At 72.4% G+C, this 21,083-nt stretch carries 17 protein-coding genes; 8 read left to right on the top strand and 9 right to left on the bottom strand.

Annotated features, from left to right (window positions below):
• The first annotated feature begins 164 nt into the window (after positions 1-164).
• From ACIQF6_RS22555 to ACIQF6_RS22535, 5 genes are all read left to right on the top strand, one after another.
• Positions 165-1,259, top strand: coding sequence for a substrate-binding domain-containing protein (locus tag ACIQF6_RS22555; RefSeq protein ID WP_400897678.1), 1,095 nt, complete (start codon positions 165-167; stop codon positions 1,257-1,259).
• Between the two features lie 141 nt (positions 1,260-1,400).
• Positions 1,401-2,189 carry an ATP-binding cassette domain-containing protein gene (locus ACIQF6_RS22550; RefSeq protein WP_400897676.1) on the top strand — a complete coding sequence of 263 codons (789 nt, stop codon included), beginning with the start codon at positions 1,401-1,403 and terminating at the stop codon, positions 2,187-2,189.
• Positions 2,186-3,442: a sugar ABC transporter permease gene (locus tag ACIQF6_RS22545; RefSeq protein ID WP_400897674.1), complete on the top strand. Its 1,257-nt coding sequence runs from the start codon at positions 2,186-2,188 to the stop codon at positions 3,440-3,442. The genes ACIQF6_RS22550 and ACIQF6_RS22545 overlap by 4 nt, the downstream gene beginning before the upstream one ends.
• Positions 3,443-3,645: 203 nt before the next feature.
• A complete protein-coding gene (gene dxs / locus ACIQF6_RS22540) occupies positions 3,646-5,547 on the top strand; it encodes a 1-deoxy-D-xylulose-5-phosphate synthase (protein ID WP_400897672.1) in 1,902 nt (633 codons plus the stop codon).
• 135 nt (positions 5,548-5,682) lie between these two features.
• Positions 5,683-7,194: an ArnT family glycosyltransferase gene (locus tag ACIQF6_RS22535; RefSeq protein ID WP_400897670.1), complete on the top strand. Its 1,512-nt coding sequence runs from the start codon at positions 5,683-5,685 to the stop codon at positions 7,192-7,194.
• 406 nt (positions 7,195-7,600) lie between these two features.
• Here ACIQF6_RS22535 and ACIQF6_RS22530 read toward each other — a convergent pair whose 3' ends face one another.
• The 6 genes from ACIQF6_RS22530 to ACIQF6_RS22505 all read right to left on the bottom strand — a co-directional run bounded on the left by ACIQF6_RS22530 (position 7,601) and on the right by ACIQF6_RS22505 (position 15,066).
• Positions 7,601-8,179 carry an alpha/beta fold hydrolase gene (locus tag ACIQF6_RS22530; RefSeq protein WP_400897668.1) on the bottom strand — a complete coding sequence of 193 codons (579 nt, stop codon included), beginning with the start codon at positions 8,177-8,179 and terminating at the stop codon, positions 7,601-7,603.
• 107 nt (positions 8,180-8,286) lie between these two features.
• Complete coding sequence (locus tag ACIQF6_RS22525) at positions 8,287-10,413, bottom strand: 3-hydroxyacyl-CoA dehydrogenase NAD-binding domain-containing protein (protein WP_400897666.1); 2,127 nt, start codon at positions 10,411-10,413, stop codon at positions 8,287-8,289.
• A gap of 2 nt (positions 10,414-10,415) precedes the next feature.
• The gene (locus tag ACIQF6_RS22520) at positions 10,416-11,633 is read right to left on the bottom strand and encodes a thiolase family protein (RefSeq protein WP_400897664.1); all 1,218 of its coding nucleotides are present in this window, start codon (positions 11,631-11,633) and stop codon (positions 10,416-10,418) included.
• 263 nt (positions 11,634-11,896) lie between these two features.
• Complete coding sequence (locus ACIQF6_RS22515) at positions 11,897-13,132, bottom strand: HRDC domain-containing protein (RefSeq protein WP_400897662.1); 1,236 nt, start codon at positions 13,130-13,132, stop codon at positions 11,897-11,899.
• Positions 13,133-13,299: 167 nt separating this feature from the next.
• A complete protein-coding gene (locus ACIQF6_RS22510; protein WP_400897659.1) occupies positions 13,300-14,028 on the bottom strand; it encodes a LuxR C-terminal-related transcriptional regulator in 729 nt (242 codons plus the stop codon).
• 384 nt (positions 14,029-14,412) lie between these two features.
• Complete coding sequence (locus ACIQF6_RS22505) at positions 14,413-15,066, bottom strand: DUF3000 domain-containing protein (RefSeq protein ID WP_400897657.1); 654 nt, start codon at positions 15,064-15,066, stop codon at positions 14,413-14,415.
• A gap of 175 nt (positions 15,067-15,241) precedes the next feature.
• On the opposite strand from ACIQF6_RS22505, the gene hemE reads away from it, so the two are divergent.
• Positions 15,242-16,321 (top strand): uroporphyrinogen decarboxylase, encoded by a 1,080-nt coding sequence (gene hemE / locus ACIQF6_RS22500; protein ID WP_400897655.1) that lies wholly within the window; start codon positions 15,242-15,244, stop codon positions 16,319-16,321.
• Positions 16,322-16,385: 64 nt separating this feature from the next.
• On the opposite strand, the gene ACIQF6_RS22495 is transcribed toward hemE, so the two are convergent.
• A complete protein-coding gene (locus ACIQF6_RS22495; RefSeq protein ID WP_400897653.1) occupies positions 16,386-17,363 on the bottom strand; it encodes a DUF4349 domain-containing protein in 978 nt (325 codons plus the stop codon).
• A gap of 186 nt (positions 17,364-17,549) precedes the next feature.
• On the opposite strand from ACIQF6_RS22495, the gene hemG reads away from it, so the two are divergent.
• Both hemG and hemQ read left to right on the top strand, forming a co-directional pair.
• Positions 17,550-18,950 carry a protoporphyrinogen oxidase gene (gene hemG / locus ACIQF6_RS22490; RefSeq protein WP_400897651.1) on the top strand — a complete coding sequence of 467 codons (1,401 nt, stop codon included), beginning with the start codon at positions 17,550-17,552 and terminating at the stop codon, positions 18,948-18,950.
• Positions 18,947-19,657: a hydrogen peroxide-dependent heme synthase gene (hemQ, locus tag ACIQF6_RS22485; RefSeq protein ID WP_400897649.1), complete on the top strand. Its 711-nt coding sequence runs from the start codon at positions 18,947-18,949 to the stop codon at positions 19,655-19,657. Before hemG ends, hemQ begins: the two co-directional genes overlap by 4 nt.
• Positions 19,658-19,751: 94 nt before the next feature.
• Here hemQ and ACIQF6_RS22480 read toward each other — a convergent pair whose 3' ends face one another.
• Both ACIQF6_RS22480 and ACIQF6_RS22475 read right to left on the bottom strand, forming a co-directional pair.
• Positions 19,752-20,219, bottom strand: a complete 468-nt coding sequence (locus tag ACIQF6_RS22480; protein ID WP_400897647.1) for a hypothetical protein — start codon at positions 20,217-20,219, stop codon at positions 19,752-19,754.
• A gap of 81 nt (positions 20,220-20,300) precedes the next feature.
• Positions 20,301-21,065, bottom strand: coding sequence for a TIGR04222 domain-containing membrane protein (locus tag ACIQF6_RS22475; RefSeq protein WP_400897646.1), 765 nt, complete (start codon positions 21,063-21,065; stop codon positions 20,301-20,303).
• Positions 21,066-21,083 lie beyond the last annotated feature (18 nt).

The raw sequence follows: 21,083 nt of genomic DNA, 5'->3' as shown, positions 1-21,083 counted from the left end.
CCCCGGGTGACCGTCAGGCCTCGGTTGAGCTTTCAGGAAGATAACGAAAGGGTCTGAATCCCGAGGCCTGAGGCTTTACTTATTGACGACAAGCTCGGTGACGGGGTTGACTCCTGCCCACCTCGCCGCAACGTTGCGGCTCTGTCAGGGAGGCACCCCCCACCATGAACGCAATGATGCGTCGCGTTGTCGTCGGCACCGCCGCTGTCTCGATGGCTCTGACCATGGCCGCCTGCGGCAAGGCCGGCAGCGACAAGAAGGACAGCGCGGCCTCCGGCAACAACAAGTCGATCGGCCTGCTGCTGCCGGAGAACGCCTCCTCGACCCGCTACGAGTCCTTCGACAAGCCGTTCATCGAGGCGAAGGTCCACGAGCTCTGCTCCGACTGCAAGGTCGAGTACTCCAACGCCGAGGGCTCCGCCTCGAAGCAGAAGCAGCAGTTCGACACCCTGATCGCCCAGGGCGTCAAGGTGATCATCCTGGACGCGTTCGACGCCAAGTCCACCCAGTCCTGGGTGAAGGAGGCCGCCGACAAGGGCGTCAAGGTCATCGCGTACGACCGCCTGGCCACCGGCCCGGTCTCCGCGTACGTCTCCTTCGACAACGAGAAGGTCGGCGAGCTCCAGGGCCAGGCCCTGGTCGACGCCCTCGGCGCCAAGGCCGCCGACGCCAACATCGTGATGATCAACGGCGACGACGCCGACCCGAACGCGGGTCAGTTCAAGGCCGGCGCGCACAAGGTGCTGGACAGCAAGGTCAAGAAGGTCGTCTACGAGCAGAGCGGCGAGTGGAAGCCCACCGTCGCGGGCCAGAAGATCGGTGCCGCGATCTCCTCGCTCGGCAAGGACGGCTTCCAGGCCGTCTACTCCGCCAACGACGGCATGGCCGGCGCGATCATCACCCAGCTGAAGGCGCAGGGCGTCAACGTTCCGGTCGGCGGCCAGGACGCGGGCCTGGACGCGATCCAGCGCCTGGTCTCCGGCGACCAGGCCTACACCATCTACAAGGCCTACAAGCCGCTGGCCGACGCGGCCGGCGAGCTCGCGGTCGACCTGCTCCAGGGCAAGGACATCAAGGGCGTCGCCACCTCCACGGTCGACAGCGACACCGACAAGGGCATCCCGGCCAGCCTGCTGGAGCCCAAGGTCGTCACCAAGGCGAACATCAAGGACACCGTCCTCGCCGACAACCTGTACAAGGTCTCGGACATCTGCACCGCCGACTTCGCCGCCGCCTGCACCGCGGCCGGCCTGCAGTAATTCCCGCCCGGCGGGGGCTTCCTGACCGATCGGAAGCTCCCGCCGGCCCCTTTGTGCCCAGCAGTCCCACCCCGCGTGCCCGGCCTTGGCACGCGGGTCGCCCGTGCCGGAAACGTCAGGTCCGACACGGAACTCAAGGAGATGGTTCACGTGACAGGCGCACCCGTACTGGCGTTGCGCGGGGTCTCCAAGCGCTTCGGCGCCGTCCAGGCGCTCACCGACGTGCAGCTGGAGGTCCACGCGGGCGAGGTCGTCGCCCTGGTCGGCGACAACGGCGCCGGAAAGTCCACCCTGGTCAAGACCATCGCGGGCGTCCACCCGATCGACGAGGGCGTCATCGAGTGGGAGGGCAGGCCGGTCACCATCGGCCGCCCGCACGACGCCCAGACGCTCGGCATCGCCACCGTCTACCAGGACCTCGCCCTGTGCGACAACCTCGACGTGGTCGGCAACCTGTTCCTCGGCCGCGAGCTCAAGCGCTTCGGCGCCCTGGACGAGGTCGCCATGGAGAAGCGCGCCCGCGAACTCCTCGACACCCTGTCGATCCGCATCCCCAGCGTCCGTATCCCGATCGCCGGCCTCTCCGGCGGTCAGCGCCAGGTGGTCGCGATCGCCCGCGCCCTGGTCGGCGACCCGAAGATCGTCATCCTGGACGAGCCCACCGCCGCCCTCGGCGTCGAGCAGACCGCCCAGGTCCTCGACCTGGTCGAGCGGCTGCGCGAGCGCGGCCTCGGCGTGATCCTGATCAGCCACAACATGGCCGACGTCAAGGCCGTCGCGGACACCGTCGCGGTGCTCCGCCTGGGCCGCAACAACGGCAGCTTCGAGGTGGCCGGCACCTCGCACGAGGAGATCATCTCCGCCATCACCGGCGCCACCGACAACGCGGTGACCCGTCGTCAGGCCCGTATCGCGGAGGACGCCAAGTGAGCACCGAGACCCCCACCACGCCCACCCCGCCCGCCGTCGACCCGCGCCTGCTGGTCCGCAAGGAGGGCCTGGCCGGCTACTTCGAGGAGTTCGGCCGCAAGGTCCGCGGCGGCGAGCTCGGCTCGCTGCCGGTCGTGATCGGCCTGATCATCATCGCCGCGATCTTCCAGTGGAAGACCGGCTCCTTCCTCAACGCCGACAACATCACCAACATCACCAAGTGGATCGTCGGCCCCGGCCTGATCGCCACCGGCGTGGTCTTCGTGCTGCTGCTCGGCGAGATCGACCTCTCGCTCGGCTCGGTGGCCGGCGCCACCGCCGCGATCTCCTCGGTGCTGGCCGTCCGCCAGGGCGTCAACGAGTGGCTGGCGGTGCTGATCGGCATCGCGTGCGCCGTCGCCATGGGCGCCCTGCACGGCTTCTTCTTCTCGAAGATCGGCGTGCCGGCGCTGCTGGTCACGCTGGCCGGCATGCTCGCCTGGAGCGGCCTCCAGGACCTGGTCATCGGCAAGCTCGGCACCGTCAACAACCTCAACGACGGCGTCATCGCCAACCTGGACACCTACTTCCTCGGCGACGGCGACATCATCTGGGCCTGGCTGGCCGCGATCCTCGCCATCGCGCTGTTCGCCGCCGGTCAGCTGCTCGACGCCCGCCGCCGCGCGGCCGCCGGCCTGCCGGCCCGCCCGATCGCCGAGATCGCGCTGCGCACCGGCGTGCTCGCCGTGGTCGTGCTGCTGGTCGCCTACATGTTCAACCAGGACCGCGGCCTGCCGCTGCCGCTGGTGCTGTTCGTCGGCATCGTCGCGATCGCCGACTTCGTGCTCCGCCGCACCACCTACGGCCGGCAGATCTTCGCGGTCGGCGGCGGCATCGAGGCGGCCCGCCGGGCCGGCATCAACGTCGCCTGGGTGCGCACCTCGGTGTACATGATCTCGGCCGGCCTGGCCGGCTTCGGCGGCCTGTTCATCGCCTCCCAGCAGGGCTCGGCGGACAAGGGCCTCGGTGGCGCCAACATGCTGATGAACGCCATCGCGGCGGCCGTCATCGGCGGCACCAGCCTGTTCGGCGGCCGCGGCAAGACCTGGTCGGCGCTGCTCGGCATCCTGGTCATCCAGTCCATCACCACCGGCCTGGACATGGTCCACGCCCAGCAGGCCATCCAGTACATGATCACCGGCGCGGTGCTGCTCGCCGCGGTGGTCCTGGACTCGGTCTCCCGCCGCACCCAGAAGTCCAACGGACGCGGCTGACCCGGCACCACCCGCAACCGCGCGACCGGCTCCACCCCTTATATCGGGGCCGGTCGCGCGGTTCGGCGCTTTCCCGCCCCTGCCACCCGAAAGTGGGTCGGGGTTGCCCGCCGCACTGCGCCCGGGTAATGGACATTAGACTCAAGCGGGGCGTACGCCCTCCGGGCCCGAGCGGGCGCGAGAACTTGGACGAGGAGGAACGGGTGGCTCTGCTGACCCGTATTCGGGGACCGCGCGATCTCGATCGACTCACCCCCGCGCAGCTCGCGGAGCTCGCGGAGGAGATCCGCGGCTTCCTGGTGGAGGAGGTCTCCAAGACCGGCGGCCACCTCGGACCCAACCTCGGCGTGGTCGAGCTGACCCTCGCCATGCACCGGGTCTTCGACTCGCCGCGGGACCGGATCCTGTTCGACACCGGTCACCAGAGCTACGTCCACAAGCTGCTGACCGGCCGTCAGGACTTCTCCCGGCTGAAGATGAAGGGCGGCCTGTCCGGCTACCCCTCGCGCGCCGAGTCCGAGCACGACGTGATCGAGAACTCGCACGCGTCCACTGTCCTCGGCTACGCCGACGGACTCGCCAAGGCCAACAAGATCCAGGGCCACAAGGACCGCCCCGTGGTCGCCGTGATCGGCGACGGCGCGCTCACCGGCGGCATGGCCTGGGAGGCGCTGAACAACATCGCCGACAGCCAGGACCTGCCGATCGTCATCGTCGTCAACGACAACGAGCGGTCCTACTCGCCGACCATCGGCGGCCTCGCCAACCACCTCGCCACCCTGCGCACCACCCAGGGCTACGAGCGCTTCCTGTCCTGGGGCAAGGACGCCCTCCAGCGCACCCCCGTGGTCGGCCAGGCGATGTTCGACACCCTGCACGGCGCCAAGAAGGGCCTGAAGGACTTCATCGCCCCGCAGGGCATGTTCGAGGACCTCGGCCTGAAGTACCTCGGCCCGATCGACGGCCACGACCTTCAGGCCCTGGAGTCCGCGTTCACCAAGGCCCGCAACTTCGGCGGCCCGGTCATCGTGCACTGCATCACCGAGAAGGGCCGCGGCTACCACGCCGCCGAGAACAACGACGAGGACCGCTTCCACGCGGTCGGCGTGATCCACCCCGACACCGGCCTGCCGGTCAAGACCTCCGGCAAGGACTGGACGTCGGTGTTCGGCGAGGAGATGGTCGCGCTCGGCCGCGAGCGCCGCGACCTGGTCGCCATCACCGCCGCCATGCTGCACCCGGTCGGCCTGGCCCCGTTCGCCAAGGCCTACCCGGAGCGGATCTTCGACGTCGGCATCGCCGAGCAGCACGCCGCCGTCTGCGCCGCCGGCCTGGCCACCAACGGCCTGCACCCCGTCGTCGCGGTCTACGCGACCTTCCTCAACCGGGCCTTCGACCAGGTCCTGATGGACGTCGCGCTGCACAGGCTCGGCGTCACCTTCGTGCTCGACCGGGCCGGCGTCACCGGCACCGACGGCGCCTCCCACAACGGCATGTGGGACATGTCGATCCTCCAGGTCGTCCCGGGCCTGCGACTGGCCGCCCCGCGCGACGCCGAGCAGGTCCGGCTCCAGCTGCGGGAGGCCGTCGAGGTCGCCGACGCCCCCACCGTGGTCCGCTACTCCAAGGGCAACGTCGGCCCCGCGGTGCCCGCCGTCGGCACCGTCGGCGGCATGGACGTGCTGCGCCGCCCCGAGGCCGACTCCGCGGACGAGGCCGCCGACGTGCTGATCGTCTCGGTCGGCGCGATGGCCCCGACCTGCCTGGAGGTCGCCGAGCTCCTCGCCGAGCAGGGCATCAGCAGCACCGTGGTCGACCCGCGCTGGGTCAAGCCGGTCGACGCCGCGCTGCCCGGCCTGGCCGCCCAGCACCGCCTGGTCGTCACCGTCGAGGACAACGGCCGGGCCGGCGGCGTCGGCTCCGCGATCGCCCAGGCGCTGCGCGACGCCGACGTGGACGTGCCGCTGCGCGACTACGGCATCCCGCAGGAGTTCCTCGACCACGCCTCGCGCGGCGAGATCCTCGAGGAGATCGGGCTCACCGCGTCCGCCCTCGCCAAGAAGATCGAAGCCGTGGTCAGCACCCGCTCCTTCGCCCGGAGCTGACCGCCCGCACTCCCCTCAGCGCACCGTCACGGGGCCGCCTTTTGGCCCTGTGACGGTGCGCTTATTGTCGGACAGTCACACTCATTAGTGGACTGCCACTGACTACGCCCGTTCACGCCCGGTAGGTTGTCACCCGTGCCCCTCACCCTTACGAGCAGCCTCCGTGCCTTTGCCGAGCGCTTCCCAGAGCGCCTCCGCACCGGGTACTGGACCAGACTGGTCCCGCTGCTCGCCGTGCTGGCCACACTGACCCACCTGCCCTCCTTCCTGCGCCCCGTGTGGAGCCCCGACGAGGGCTACCTCGCCACCCAGGCCCGGATGCTCGCCGACGGCGGCGTCCTCTACGACACCGTCGTCGACCGCAAACCCCCGCTGCTGCCCTGGCTGTACGAAGCCTGCTTCGCGATCTTCGGCTCCGCCTCGCTCTGGCCGCTGCGCACCCTCGCGATCGTCGCCCACCTGACCACCGCGATCCTGCTCGCCTCGCTCGCCCGCGGCCGCTGGGGCGACCGGGCCGGCCGCTGTGCCGGCGTCCTCTACCTGCTGGTCTCCATCGGGCTCTCGCCCGAGGACACCCAGGCCGCGACCTTCGAAGTCTTCATGCTGCCCGCGATGGTCGCCGCCTTCCGCTACGCCGAGCGCCGCCGCTGGCTGGCCGCCGGCATCGCGGTCGCGCTCTGCTCGCTCACCAAGCAGACCGGCGGCGCCGTCATGCTCCCCGTGCTCTGGATGCTCCTCCAGGACACCCGCCGCCGCGGCGTTCGCTGGCCCCCCGCCCTCGCCAAGATCGGCTTCGGGTTCGCCCTGCCGATAGCGCTGGTCGCCGTCATCCTCACCAAGCCCAAGGGCTTCCTGTTCTGGGTCGTCACCGGCTCCGGCGACTACGCCGGCCTCGGCAACTGGCCGCAGATGATCGGCCGCGCGCTCGGCAACTCCGCCATCCTGATGAGTGCCGGCCTGGCCTTCCTGCTGCCCTTCGCGCACCGCCTGTGGCTGCGCCACCGCCGACGACCCGTCCCCGCCCGCGGGCCCGAACACGGCTCCACCGTCGACCTGTGGATGTGGCTGACCTCCTCGGTGATCGCCGTCTCGGTCGGCTTCCACTTCTTCGGCCACTACTACCTCCAGCTGATGCCCCCGCTGGTCCTGCTCGGCGTCGGCGCGGTCGCCACCTCCGCCGTCCGGTGGAAGCCCGTCCTGGTCTACTCCGCCCTCGCCTGCAGCTTCTTCTGGGGCCTCGCCGTCCTCTGGCCCGGCCAACGCCTCACCCAGACCACCGAGGTCGCCACCGCCGTCGCCGCCCAGACCACCCCCAAGGACACCGTCCTGGTCTGGGGCATGCACCCCGAGCTCTACTGGCTCGCCGACCGGCGCCCCGTCACCCGCTACCTCACCGCCGGCTTCCTCACCAACTTCAGCGGCGGCAAGGGCGACGAGAAGGTCGGCGAACAGTACTCCGTCGCCGAGGCCTGGCAGACCTTCGACAACGAGATCTCCACCAACGGCTTCCCCGAAGTCGTCGTCGACGACTCCGGCACCGCCCCCTACCAGCCCGACATGGTGCCCCGCATCGCCACCCTCCTCGACGCCCACTACGAGGTCGTCGGGGTCACCGGGGACACCGTCATCTACCGGCTGAAGAAGTAGCCGGACACACCCTCGAAGCGGTCGTCGCGGCCGGGACACTGCCGCGCGCCGCCACCGCCGACCTCCCCGACGCCCACGGCGTCCCGCCCGGCCGGGGCCTCGCGCTGCTGCCGAGGACGGACGACCTGCACGACGCGGTGCCGGACCGCACGCCCGCCCTGCCCGGCCTGCGGAAGTTCCCCGGCGGCCCTCCACCGGACCCTCGCCGCCCGGTCCGCGACCGGCCCCGTCGGGCACGCCGAGGCGGACTTCTGCGGCGGCGCCGGCCCGCAGGCCGCCGCCGCCCGGGAGCGCGGCGCCCTCGTCCTCGGCCCGATCTCCGAGGCCCTGCGCCGCCTCGGCGCCCGCACGGACGGGCACCCCGACGAGTTCGCCGCCGTCGGCCTCGGCCTCTCCTGACCCTCGGTCAGCACCCCGCCGCGAAAGCCGCCAGCGCCGCCACCAGCCCCGCCGGCCGGAACAGCGGATGCGGCGGCTCCGGGCATCCCGGCAGCTCCACCGCCCCCGGGACGTGTGCCAGCAGCCCGTCCGCCGTCCGCCGCTGGTGCACCGGGTTCTCCGGCACCGCCGGCAGCACGGCCACCGGCATCCGAAGACCCGTCAACTCCTCGTCCGCGACCCCGCGCAGCACCCCGCCCGCCAGCAGCGGCGCCAGCTCGGCGGGCAGCCGACCGTCCACCCGCGCGTCCCCCGCCGTCGCGGGCCACGCCAGCACCAGGCCCCGCACCCGCTCCGGCACCGCGAGCGCCAGCCGCACCGCCGCCGAGCACCCGTTCGACCCGCCGACCAGCACCACCGGCCCGTCCGGCAACCCCGCCGCCAGATGCTCCGCCTCCGCGGCCCAACTCCCCGCCCGCATCGCCCGATCCGGCGCCCACACCGTCAGCCCCGCCCCCCGGACCCCGGCCACCACCCCGGTCCGCCCCCAGAACCGCTCGGCATCCATCCCGTCGTCCCACAACCCACCGTGCACCAGCACCAGCACCGCTCACCGACTCCCTTCACGCGGAAACCCGGCAGCATACAACGCCGACGGGCGGCACCCCCGTCCCGAAAGGGAGAGGGTGCCGCCCGGCGGTGGAGCGGGGGGTGTCAGGCGGGGACCGAAGCCAGGCCCGGGGCCAGGAACTTCTTGCCGTTGACGCGCTCGGAGACGCCCTCGCGGTCGAGGTAGGGGGTGATGCCGCCGAGGTGGAAGGGCCAGCCGGCGCCGGTGATCATGCACAGGTCGATGTCCTGTGCCTCGCCGACGACGCCCTCGTCGAGCATCAGGCCGATCTCCTGGGCGACGGCGTCCAGGGCGCGGGCGCGGACCTGGTCCTCCGTCAGGACGGAGTCGCCGAAGGTGAGGAGGGCGAGGACCTCGGGGTCGAGGACCTGGGCGCCGTCCTGCCAGATGTAGAAGCCGCGCTTGCCGGCCTCGACGACCTTGCCGAGGTTCTCGGAGACGGTGAACCGCTCCGGGAACGCGCCGTGCAGCGTCTCGGAGACGTGCAGGGCGATGGCCGGGCCGACCAGTTCGAGCAGGGCGATCGGGGACATCGGCAGGCCGAGCGGCTTCACCGCGGCCTCGACGGTCTCGAACGGGGTGCCCTCGTCGATGATGTTCTGGATCTCGCCCATGAAGCGGGTCAGGATGCGGTTGACCACGAACGCCGGGGCGTCCTTGGTGAGCACCGCGGTCTTCTTCAGCTTCTTGGCGACCCCGAACGCGGTGGCCAGCGAGGCGTCGTCGGTCTTCTCGGCCCGGACGATCTCCAGCAGCGGGAGGATCGCGACCGGGTTGAAGAAGTGGAAGCCGACCACGCGCTCCGGGTGCTGGAGCTTGGAGGCCATCTCGGTGACCGACAGCGAGGAGGTGTTGGTGGCCAGGATGGTGGTCGGCGAGACCACCGCCTCCAGCTCCGCGAACACCTTCTGCTTGACGCCCATCTCCTCGAACACGGCCTCGATGACGAAGTCCGCGTCGCCGAACGCGACGGCCTTGTCGAGGTGGCCGGAGACCAGGCCCTTCAGCTTGTTGGCCTTGTCGCCGCCGATGCGGCCCTTCGCCAGCAGCTTGTCGATCTCGCCGTGGACGTAGCCCACGCCCTTGTCGATGCGCTCCTGGTCGATGTCGGTGAGCACCACCGGCACCTCCAGGCGGCGCGCGAACAGCAGCGCCAGCTGGGACGCCATCAGACCGGCGCCGACCACGCCGACCTTGGTGACCGGGCGGGCCAGCGACTTGTCCGGCGCACCGAACGGCCGCTTCGCGCGGCGCTGCACCAGGTTGAAGGCGTACAGGCCGGCGCGCAGCTCGCCGCTCATGATCAGGTCGGCCAGCGCGGCGTCCTCGGCGTCGAAGCCGGCCTGCAGGTCGCCGTCCTTGGCCTGCTGGATGATGTCGAGCGCCTTGTACGCGGCCGGGGCGGCCCCGTGCACCTTGGCGTCGGCGACCCAGCGGCCCCACAGCACGGCGTCGTCCCACGCCTTGCCGCGGTCGAACTCCTCGCGCTCGACGACCACGTCGCCCTTGAGCACCCGGGCGGTCCACAGCAGCGACTGCTCCAGGAAGTCGGCCGGCTCGAAGATCGCGTCGGCGATCCCCAGCTCGAACACGTCCTTGCCCTTGAGCTGCTTGTTCTGGGCCATCGAGTTCTCGACGATGACCTTGACCGCCTTGGCCGGACCGATCAGGTTCGGCAGCAGCGTGCAGCCGCCCCAGCCGGGCACCAGGCCGAGGAAGACCTCGGGCAGCGAGAACGCCGGGACGCCCGCGCTGACGGTGCGGTAGGTGCAGTGCAGGCCGACCTCGACGCCGCCGCCCATCGCCGCGCCGTTGTAGAACGCGAAGGACGGGACGGGCAGCGCGGCGATCCGCTTGAAGACGTCGTGGCCGCCCTTGCCGATGGCCAGCGCGTCCGAGTGCTCCTTGAGCACCTCGACGCCCTTGAGGTCGGCGCCGACCGCGAAGATGAACGGCTTGCCGGTGATCGCGACCGCGACCACCTTGCCGTCGGCGGCCTCCGCCTCGACCTGGTCCAGCGCCTCGGACAGCTTCGCCAGCGAGCCCGGGCCGAAGGTGGTCGGCTTGGTGTGGTCGAAGCCGTTGTCCAGGGTGATCAGCGCCAGCTTGCCGGCCTGCAGCGGCAGGTCCAGGTGGCGCACGTGCGCGGTGGTGACGACCTCGCCGGGGAACAGTTCGGCGGCGCGCTGCAGCATCTCAGTGGTGCTCATGGTCACTTACCACCCTCGAAGTGCGGGTTCTCCCAGATCACGGTGCCGCCCATGCCGAAGCCGATGCACATGGTGGTCAGGCCGTAGCGGACGTCCGGGCGCTGCTCGAAGCGGCGCGCCAGCTGGGTCATCAGCCGCACGCCGGACGAGGCCAGCGGGTGGCCGAACGCGATGGCGCCGCCGTATGGGTTGACCCGCTCGTCGTCGTCCGCGATGCCGTAGTGGTCCAGGAACGCCAGCACCTGGACGGCGAACGCCTCGTTGACCTCGAACGCGCCGATGTCGTCGATGGTCAGGCCGGCCTTGGCCAGCGCCTTCTCGGTCGCCGGGACCGGGCCGATGCCCATCACCTCGGGCTCGACGCCCGCGAACGCGTAGCTCACCAGGCGCATCTTGACCGGCAGGCCCAGCTCGCGGGCCACGTCCTCGGCGGCCAGCAGCGAGGCGGTCGCACCGTCGTTCAGGCCCGCCGCGTTGCCCGCGGTGATGTTGCCGTGCGGACGGAACGGGGTCTTCAGGCCGGCCAGCGACTCCATGGTGGTGCCCGGGCGCATCGGCTCGTCCGTGGTCGCCAGGCCCCAACCGGTCTCGCCGATCTCGGGGTTGGTGTTGCGGATCGCGATCGGCACCAGGTCCGGCTGGATGTCGCCGTTGGCGTACGCCTTCGCCGCCTTCTCCTGCGAGCGCACAGCGTACGCGTCGCAGCGCTCCTTCGTCAGGTGCGGGAAGCGGTCGTGCAGGTTCTCCGCGGTCATGCCCATGAACAGGGCGGACTCGTCGACCAGCTTCTCCGAGACGAACCGCGGGTTCGGGTCCACGCCCTCGCCCATCGGGTGCCGGCCCATGTGCTCCACGCCGCCGGCCACGACCACGTCGTAGGCGCCGAACGCGATGCCGCCCGCGGTGGTGGTGACGGCCGTCATCGCGCCCGCGCACATCCGGTCGATCGAGTAGCCCGGAACGGACTTCGGCAGACCGGAGAGCAGCGCGGCGGTGCGGCCGATGGTCAGGCCCTGGTCGCCGATCTGGGTGGTCGCCGCGACAGCGACTTCGTCGATCCGCTCGACCGGCAGGCTCGGGTTGCGGCGCACCAGCTCGCGGATGCACTTGACGACAAGGTCGTCCGCCCGCGTCTCGTGGTACATGCCCTTCGGGCCGGCCTTGCCGAACGGGGTGCGGACGCCGTCGACGAAGACGACGTCCCTCGCGGTACGAGGCACGGGGGCTCTCCTCCCAGGGGGATGGCGATGAGCGCGCACAGGAGCGGCGCTGCTGCACGACCAATCTACCCACGAGTAACAACGGCAGGCAAGGAGATGAAGGACGCGTTCCCGAGCAGCGCACAACCAGGGGCGCGGGGAACTGCGCGACAAGCGCAGACCACGTCCGCAAGGTCGCGATCAAGTGCAGGTCATTGTCCTGCGTCGCGATCTTGCGGACGTGGTGCGTTCCCCTTCGCGCAGTTCCCCGCGCCCCTGTTTGCTTACTCGCCTGCCGTTTTGAACGCCTGCGCGATCGCCGGAGCGACCAGCTCCGTCTGCCAGGCGCGGGCCCCCAGGGCCCGCAGCGCGTCGGAGACGGCCGTCGCGTCCGCCTGCGCCGGCGGCTCCCAGGAGACGCGACGGACCAGGTCGGGCGTGATCAGGTTCTCCGCCGGCAGGTGGTGCTGCTCGGCGAGCGCGGCGACAGCCGCCCTCGCGCCGGTGAGGCGGGCCGCGGCGACCGGGTCCTTCTCGGCCCAGGCGCGGGGCGGCGGCGGCCCGTCGTGCGGGGCGGTCGCGGAGGGCAGTGCGGCCTCCGGAATCTCGCGGGCGCGTTCGATCGCGGCCAGCCACTGGTCGAGCTGACGCCGGTTCACCCGGGGGCCGAAGCCCTGGACGGCGATCAGCGCGGGCGCGTTCAGCGGCATCGCGAGGGCGGCGTTGACGATGGCGGCGTCGGCGAGGACCCGGCCGGGGGAGACGTCGCGTTCGCGGGCGATCCGGTCGCGGGTCTGCCAGAGTTCGCGGACGGCGGCGAGCTGCCGGCGGCGGCGGACCTTGTGCAGCTGGGAGGTGCGCCGCCAGGGGTCGACCCGCGGGGCGGGGCGGGGTGCGGCGGCGAGGGCGGCGAACTCCTGGTGGGCCCAGTCGAGCTTGCCCTGCCGGTCGAGTTCGTTCTCCAGCGCGTCGCGCAGGTCGACCAGCACCTCGACGTCGAGCGCGGCGTAGCGCAGCCAGGGCTCGGGCAGCGGGCGGGTGGACCAGTCGACCGCGGAGTGCTCCTTGGCGAGCGAGAGGCCGAGGACGTTCTCGGTCATCGGGCCGAGGCCGACCCGGGGGAAGCCCGCGAGCCGGCCGGCGAGTTCGGTGTCGAACAGCACGCCGGGGTGCATGCCGACGTCGAACAGACAGGGCAGGTCCTGGGTGGCGGCGTGCACGACCCACTCGGTGTCGTGGATGGCGTCGTCCAGCGCGGACAGGTCGGGGCAGGCGATCGGGTCGATCAGCGCGGTGCCCGCGCCCTTGCGGCGCAGCTGGATCAGGTAGGCGCGCTGGCCGTAGCGGTAGCCGGAGGCGCGTTCGGCGTCGACGGCGACGGGGCCGCTGCCGGTGCGGAAGGCGGCGATGGTGGCGGCGAGCGTCTCGGGGTCCGACACCACCGGTGGGAGTCCGTCCCTGGGTTCGAGGAGCGGAACCGGGGCGATCTCTTCTGGGATGGAGGCTACGGCGTCGGTCACCCCCCTAGGTTACGTCGTGTGCCGCCGCCGGGAGTGTTGTCCGACTGGTCGGACCATGTTCGGACCTGCGGCAGGGGTCGGCGGGCGGGGTGACGGGTCGTCGGCGGAGCGAACGGGAACGGCCCGGAGGAAACGTTCCTCCGGGCCGCCACCAGGGACGATGCGGGTCAGTGGATGATGCCGGTACGCAGTGCCACCGCGACCATGCCGGCCCGGTCGCCGGTGCCGAGCTTGCGGGCGATACGGGCCAGGTGGCTCTTCACGGTGAGCGCGGACAGGCCCATCGCGACGCCGATCGCCTTGTTCGACTGGCCCTCGGCGACCAGCCGCAGCACCTCGACCTCGCGGCCGGACAGCTCGCGGTAGGCGGACGGCTGTGCACCGGGCGCGCCGGGAGCACCGGGGGCGGCACCGGGCTGGCCGGGGGCGCCGTGCATGCCGGGGTGGTGGTGGGGGATCCCGGGACGGCGCATCCGGCCGGCCAGGCCGGCCCCGATCGGCAGTCCGGGGCGGCCGGGCATCGGCATGCTGGTGCGGGTGCCGGTGACCACGTAGCCCTTGACGCCGCCGGCCAGGGCCGAGCGGACCGCGCCGATGTCGTCGGCGGCGGACAGCGCCAGACCGTTGGGCCAGCCCGCGGCGCGGGTCTCGGCCAGGACGGTCAGGCCGGAGCCGTCGGGGAGGTGGACATCGGCGATGCAGATGTCGCGCGGGTTGGAGATCCGGGGCCGGGCCTCGGCGATCGAGGAGACCTCGATGACGTCACGGACGCCGAGCGCCCATAGGTGCCGGGTCACCGTGTTCCGGACCCGGGGATCAGCGATGACCACCATGGCGGTGGGCTTCGTCGGACGGTAGGCGACCACGTTTGCGGGGTGCTCAAGAAGGACCGACACCTGGGGCCTCCTGCAGGGAGTGGCGGACGGAACCCCGAGGGGGCGGTCGGAGTGTTCCGCGTCTGGAAAGGGTCACTGACACCTTCGGCATCAACCGTGACCGGCTTTAGCGGGTGATCACGATCTGGTGAGTAACAATACGGACAAATCGCGCATACGACCGGTGCGACGTGCCCAGAAATCGCACGGATTCGATCGATCTTGGCGACCGGATGATCGGAAACGGTCGGGTAGTCGACCGGGAGCGTCTACGAAGTCGCACTCCGTCAGCCCTGCGGGTGGTCGCCGGACCGGGGCGTGCGACTGTCCCCCCGGGGTGTCTACGGGGGGTGGGCGGTGCGGACAGCCGTGCGAGCGCCGGCGCCGGACGGAACCGGTGGGCGGTCAGTGCGGGTTGCGCGGCCGGCGGCGGGCCGGCATCGGCACCACGCCGCCGAGCCCGCCGGAGTCCGCGGCCGGCGGCGGGGACGACTGGGCGGGCGGCAGCCCGGCGCACACGCACAGCAGGTCGGCCCAGGCGGCCAGGTGCCGGTCGAAGCGGCGGTCGGCGGGCGTCCAGGACGCCCGCAGCTCGATCTCGGTGGAGGCGCCGCGCTCGGCCAGCCCGCCGAAGTACTGCGAGTGGCACCTGGTCACCGTGCCGCTCGGCTCGGCGAACCGGGCGCCGTGCGCCTGAAGGGCGTCCATCAGCCAGCTCCAGCCGACCTCGGACAGCAGCGGGTCGCCCGCCATCTCCGGCTCCAGCTCGGCCCGGGTCATCGTGACCACCCGGAAGTCGCCGTCCCACGCCTCCGGCGCGGACGGGTCGTGCAGCAGTACCAGGGTGCCGTCGGCCAGCTCCTCGCCGTCCACCTCGACCGAGGCGGACAGGGCGAAGGCGTGCGGGGCCAGCCGGCGGGGGGCGGGCTGAGGGGACAGCCGTACCTCGGGGCGCAGCCGCGCCCCGGTCAGCGCCTCGACCGCCTCGCGGAACTCGATCGGCGCCGACTCCCTGCCCGTTCCTCCACCCTGTGCGGATTGCCCGCCGACCGCTGCCATGTCCGGAAGCCTAGGTGGCGCGGGCCCGCAATCCGAGCACTTTCGTTCCTCCGGCGTGCCGAAATTCCGGAAATCGGCCAGGCCGGGACCGCTGTCCGGCCCGGGGGTGTCCGAGGTGTCCGTTTTGCCTGGTCGGCGGCCGGGAGGGGAGCGCTCGCATGCGAGGATGTGACGCGTGAGTGAGACCCCCGCAGCCCAGTCCGGTCAGCGGCCCCGCGGCGCCGCGTACGACTCCGTCTTCCTGCGCGCCGCACGCAACGAGCCGGTGCCGCACACCCCCGTGTGGTTCATGCGGCAGGCCGGGCGCTCGCTGCCCGAGTACCTGAAGGTGCGCGAGGGCGTCCCGATGCTCGACGCCTGCATGCGGCCCGAGCTGGTCAAGGAGATCACCCTGCAGCCGGTGCGCCGGCACAAGGTGGACGCGGCGATCTTCTTCTCCGACATCGTGGTCCCGCTCAAGGCGGTCGGCATCGACGTGGAGATCAAGGGCGGCGTCGGCCCGGTGATCGCCAACCCGATCCGCACCAAGGACGACCTCCAGCGGCTGCGCCCGCTGGAGCCGGACGACATGCCGTACATCACCGAGGCGGTCGGCCTGCTGGTCGACGAGCTCGGCGCCACCCCGCTGATCGGCTTCGCCGGCGCCCCGTTCACGCTGGCCAGCTACCTGATCGAGGGCGGCCCGTCGAAGTCGTACGAGAACACCAAGGCGATGATGTACGGCGCGCCCGAGCTGTGGGCGGAGCTGGTCGACCGGCTCGCGCAGATCACCTCGGCGTTCCTGAAGATCCAGATCGAGGCGGGCGCCTCGGCGATCCAGCTGTTCGACTCCTGGGCGGGCGCGCTCGCCCCCGACGAGTACCGCCGCTCGGTGATGCCCGCCAGCGCCAAGGTGTTCGACGAGGTCGCGCCGTACGGGGTGCCGCGGATCCACTTCGGAGTCAACACCGGTGAACTGCTCGGCCTGATGGGCCAGGCCGGTGCGGACATCGTCGGTGTCGACTGGCGGGTCCCGCTGGACGAGGCCGCCAACCGGGTCGGCCCCGGCAAGGGCCTGCAGGGCAACCTCGACCCGGCCGTGCTGTACGCCCCCACGCACGTGGTGGAGACCAAGGCCCGCGAGGTGCTGCACGCCGCCCAGGCGCTCGGCGGCAGCCACCACATCTTCAACCTCGGCCACGGCGTCATGCCGACCATGGACCCGGACGCGCTGACCCGCCTGGTCGCCTTCGTCCACGAGGCCAGCGCCCGCTGACGCTCCGCCACGGCCCGGGGCCCGGCACCGCCGTTCGCGCGGTGCCGGGCCCCGGGCCGTGGTGTCAGTCCTCCGCTCCGGCCGTCGGGGGCTGCTGCGGCGGGGCGGGGAAGTCCTCCCGGACGGGGGCCGACGGGCGCGGGCGGCGCGGGTGGGTGCGGCGGCGGCGGAGCAGGAGCCAGGCGAGGGGGGCCAGCACCAGCAGGAACGGCGCACCGGCGGCCAGCACCACCAGCAGGCCGTGCAGCACGGCGACCAGGGCGTGCCAGCCGCCCCTCAGGGCGTGGCCGACGGAGGCCCAGAAACCGTCCTTGTGCTCGGCGACCGCACCGGTGGGGCGCTGATCGTCCGTCAGCAGGTCGAGCGTCACGGTGGACAGCGAGGTGCGGGAGGTCAGCTCCTGCTGCTGGTGCTCCAGCGACTCCAGGTCGGACTCACGGCGGGTCAGCTCGGACTCCAGCGACACCACGTCGGCCAGCGTCCTGGCGTCCGCCATCAGTGCCCGGACCCGGTCCACGCTGGCCCGCATCGACGTGATCCGGCTGTCGACGTCGGCGATCTGCCCGGTCAGGTCCTCGGACTGGCTGTCCATGGTGAGCTGCTGCCCGAGGCCGGCCAGCGCGTCCACGGTCCGCTGGTACGACTCCGAGGGCACCTTCAGCGTCAGGGTGTCCGCGGCGCCGGCGCCCGCGGCGCGCCGGCTCTCGCCCGCCACGTAGCCGCCCGCCTGACCGACCAGGTCCACGGCCCGGTCGCGGGCCGCCTCCAGGGCGTCCACCTTGACCGTCATCCGGGCCTGGTAGGCGATCTGCCGGTTCACCGGCTGCCCGCTCGCCCCGGCCGACGGCACGGCCGTGACAGCGCCCGCACCGCCCGCTCCCGCCGCCTTTCCGCCGGCGGCCGGTGCGACGGCCGGCGCCGCGTTGCCGGCCTTGCCCGCGGCCGCCGAGTCGCCCGTGCCCCCGCCCGCGCTGCACCCGGCCAGCAGCAGCACCGCCGCCAGGACGCCGGCCGCCCCCGCTCTGCGCACCCGTACTCCCATGCCAGTCCCTCCCCGTGCTCGTCGTGGCGGACCGATCGCCCGCCCCTCCCGCACTGTGACGTGCAGGACCGCGCACCGGACCCGCGCCGCCGGTACCGGACCGATCACACCTCGGCCTCACTGCGGTCTCGGGACGGCAAGCAGGCCGATTCCGGATTCCGGATAAGGGCTGGAAGACTGCGGGACATGGCGAAACCTCACGTCGTGGTGATCGGTGGCGGCGTCGCGGGCCTGGCCGCGGCCGCCTTCCTCAGCGACCGGCCGGTGCGGGTCACCGTGCTGGAAGCGTCCGACCGCTTCGGCGGCAAACTGCGCGGCGGGGAGGTCGGCGGCGTCCGGGTCGACCTCGGCGCGGAGTCGATGCTGGCCCGCCGCCCCGAAGCCGTCGAGCTGGCCCGGAAGGTCGGCCTCGGCGACCGGCTGGAGCCGCCCACCACCGCCAAGGCGTCGATCTGGACCCGCGAGGGCCTGCGCCCGATGCCCGGCGGCCAGCTGATGGGCGTGCCCGGCGACCTGGACGCCCTGAAGGCGTCCGGCGTGCTCACCCCCGAAGGCCTGGAGCGGGCCGCGAACGAACAGCCCGCCGAGATCGGCGACGACGCCGCGATCGGCGGCTACCTCGCCGCCCGGCTCGGCCGCGAAGTGGTCGACCGCCTGGTCGAACCGCTGCTCGGCGGCGTGTACGCCGGGCACGCCGACGAGATCTCGATGCGCGCCGCCGTCCCGCAGCTGCTGGCACTGGCGCAGCGCGGCGGCTCGCTGACCGAGGCCGTCCGCGACCTCACCGCCCGCTCGACCGCCACCGGCCCGGTCTTCCAGGGCCTGCGCGGCGGCCTCGGCACCTTCCCCGACGCCATCGCCGCCCACGACCGCGCACACGGCGCCGAACTGCTCACCGGCCACGCCGTCGAGGCGCTGCGCCGCACCCCCGACGGCTGGCGGATCACCGCCGCCGGACGGCAGCTGCACGCCGACGCCGTGGTGCTGGCCGTCCCCGCCCCGCACGCCGCCGCCCTGCTCGCCGCCGACGCGCCGGACGCCGCCGCCGAGCTGCGGGAGATCGCGTACGCCTCGATGGCGCTGGTCACGCTCGCCTTCCGGCGTGCCGACCTGGCGGACAGCCCGCTCGTCGGCAGCGGCTTCCTGGTGCCGCCGGTGGACCGCCGCAACATCAAGGCGTCCACCTTCTCCAGCAACAAGTGGGGCTGGCTGGACCGCTCCGCGCCGGACGCCTTCCTGCTGCGCACCTCGCTCGGCCGGCACCGCGAGGCGGCCGCGCTCCAGCTGGACGACGCCGAACTGGTGGCCCGTTCGCTGGCCGACCTGCACACCGCCGTCGGCCTGCGCGCCACCCCCTACGACCATGCCGTCACCCGGTGGACCGACGGTCTGCCGCAGTACCCGGTCGGCCACCTCGACCGGGTCGCCCGGATCCGCACCCGGCTGGACGCGCTCGGCGGCATCGCCGTCTGCGGCGCAGCCTTCGACGGCGTCGGCATCCCCGCCGTCGTCGCGAGCGCCCGCCGGGCCGCCGACGTCCACCCCGTCACCGGAACCGCCTACGCAGAAGGGACAATGGGCTCATGACCGAAAGCACTGAGCAGCCCGTGAAGAAGAAGGCCCGCGACCTCAACCAGGTCATCCGCTACACCATGTGGTCGGTGTTCAAGCTCAAGGACGGCCTCCCCGAGGACCGTTCCGCGCTGGTTGCCGAGGTGGACGCCCTCTTCGAGCAGCTCGACGCCAAGGACGTCACCATCCGCGGCACCTACGACGTGTCCGGCCTGCGCGCCGACGCCGACCTGATGATCTGGTGGCACGCCGAGAACTCGGACGACCTGCAGGAGGCGTACAACCGCTTCCGCCGCACCGAACTGGGCCGCCGCATGGAGCCGGTCTGGTCGAACATGGCGCTGCACCGCCCCGCCGAGTTCAACAAGTCGCACATCCCCGCGTTCCTCGCCGACGAGCGGGCCCGCGAGTACGTGTGCGTCTACCCGTTCGTCCGCTCCTACGAGTGGTACCTGCTCCCCGACGAGGAGCGCCGGGCGATGCTGTCCGAGCACGGCCAGATGGCCCGCGGCTACCCGGACGTCCGCGCCAACACCGTCGCCTCGTTCGCGCTCGGCGACTACGAGTGGCTGCTGGCCTTCGAGGCCGACGAGCTGCACCGGATCGTCGACCTGATGCGCGACCTGCGCCCGTCCCGCGCCCGGCTGCACGTGCGCGAGGAGGTGCCGTTCTTCACCGGCCGCCGCAAGTCGGTCGGCGACCTGGTCGCCGGCCTGTTCTGACCGGGCCGCCCCGCAAGGGCTGCCCCGCCGGGCCTGTTCCGACAGCCGTCACCGCGCCCCGCGCGGCGGCGGCTGTCGGCGTTCCCGGGTGCGGTCACGCCGGGGCGTTCTCCAGGTCGTCGATCACCAGGTCGGGCACCCGCACCTGGTAGTCGACCGGGAGGGTGGAGCCGTCGCCCCAGTGCTCGGTGAGCAGCACGGTGGTGTGTCCGGCTCCGCTGTCGCCCTGGGCGACGGTCCAGCTGTCCGGGACGTTCTGCGCCCGGAAGACCGGGTCGGCGTCGTGGGTCTGCGCCCACTGGTCGAGCCGGGCGTTCAGGTCGGCGGTCAGGTACTTCTGCCGGACCATGCGGGCCGACTCGGGCGAGCCGTTGAGGACGGCGTTGCGGTAGTCGGAGAAGAACGTGTCCACCCGCCGTTCGACGGGCGTCGGAAAGCCGTGCAGCTTCACGCTGCTGGAGGACTCGGGCAGTTCGACGGCGAGCGCCGCCGGGCCGGGGGCCGACAGGCCGGCCAGCGAGAGGGCGAAGACCGCCGCGGTGGCGGTGCGGAATCGAATCATGCCGACGAGTCTGCGAGCGGCCGGCGGCTCTCCCCGGGCAACGCGCTGACGGGGCGCCGGAAATCGGCCCGGGCAGTCCCGCTAACGGTGGCTCAGCGCCGCCCGCAGGCGCGGGTCCTGGACGGCCTCGGGGCCGCGCATCGCGACGGCGGTGAGCAGGTCGTCGGCGGTGCCCGGCCGGCAGACGTGCGGCCAGCGCAGGGTGCGCAGCAGGCGCTGCCCGGCGGGCGCCGCCCAGGCGGTGTAGGCGTGCACGTCGACCCGGGCCATCATCAGGGTGCCGCCGGTCAGCACCAGCGGCAGCGAGTACCAGGCGACGGCCGTCCGGGCCAGCTCCCCGTCGCCGGCCGGCACCACCGTGAGCAGCAGCATCGCGACCGCCGCGAGCAGTGCGTACCGGACGTGCCGGACCGCCCGCAGCGCCCGGTCCCGGACCTCCGCCGGCGTGGCCAGCCCGGCCAGCGCCAGCCGGTCGCCGATGTCCCGGACGGTGGGGTGGGCGGCCAGCGCCGCCTTCAACTGGGCGGTGCGGCACTGGCCCTCGGGGCCGATCTCGGTGATCAGCGCCCGTTCGAGCCGGCCCCGGCCCTGCGGGTCGACCACCGTGGTCCACCCGGTGTGCGCGAGGTGCAGCCGGCCCAGCCCGGCCATCCGGACCAGGGCCAGATCCACCACCCGGCCCGGTCCGCCCGCCAGGTACGCGGTCTCGTACAGGCCGATCCCCGAGGTCCGGTCGGCCGTCGGCAGGTGCTCGACGAGGGCGTCGGCGATCGCGGCCACCCGGACCAGGCGCAGACAGGACAGCACCGCGGCGACACAGGTCGGGATCAGCAGCAACACCCACATGGTGTTTGTTCTAGTCCT

The sequence above is a fragment of the Kitasatospora sp. NPDC092948 genome (assembly GCF_044754805.1).
Classification (GTDB): Bacteria; Actinomycetota; Actinomycetes; order Streptomycetales; family Streptomycetaceae; genus Kitasatospora.
This window is presented reverse-complemented; position numbering and strand designations above follow the sequence as displayed.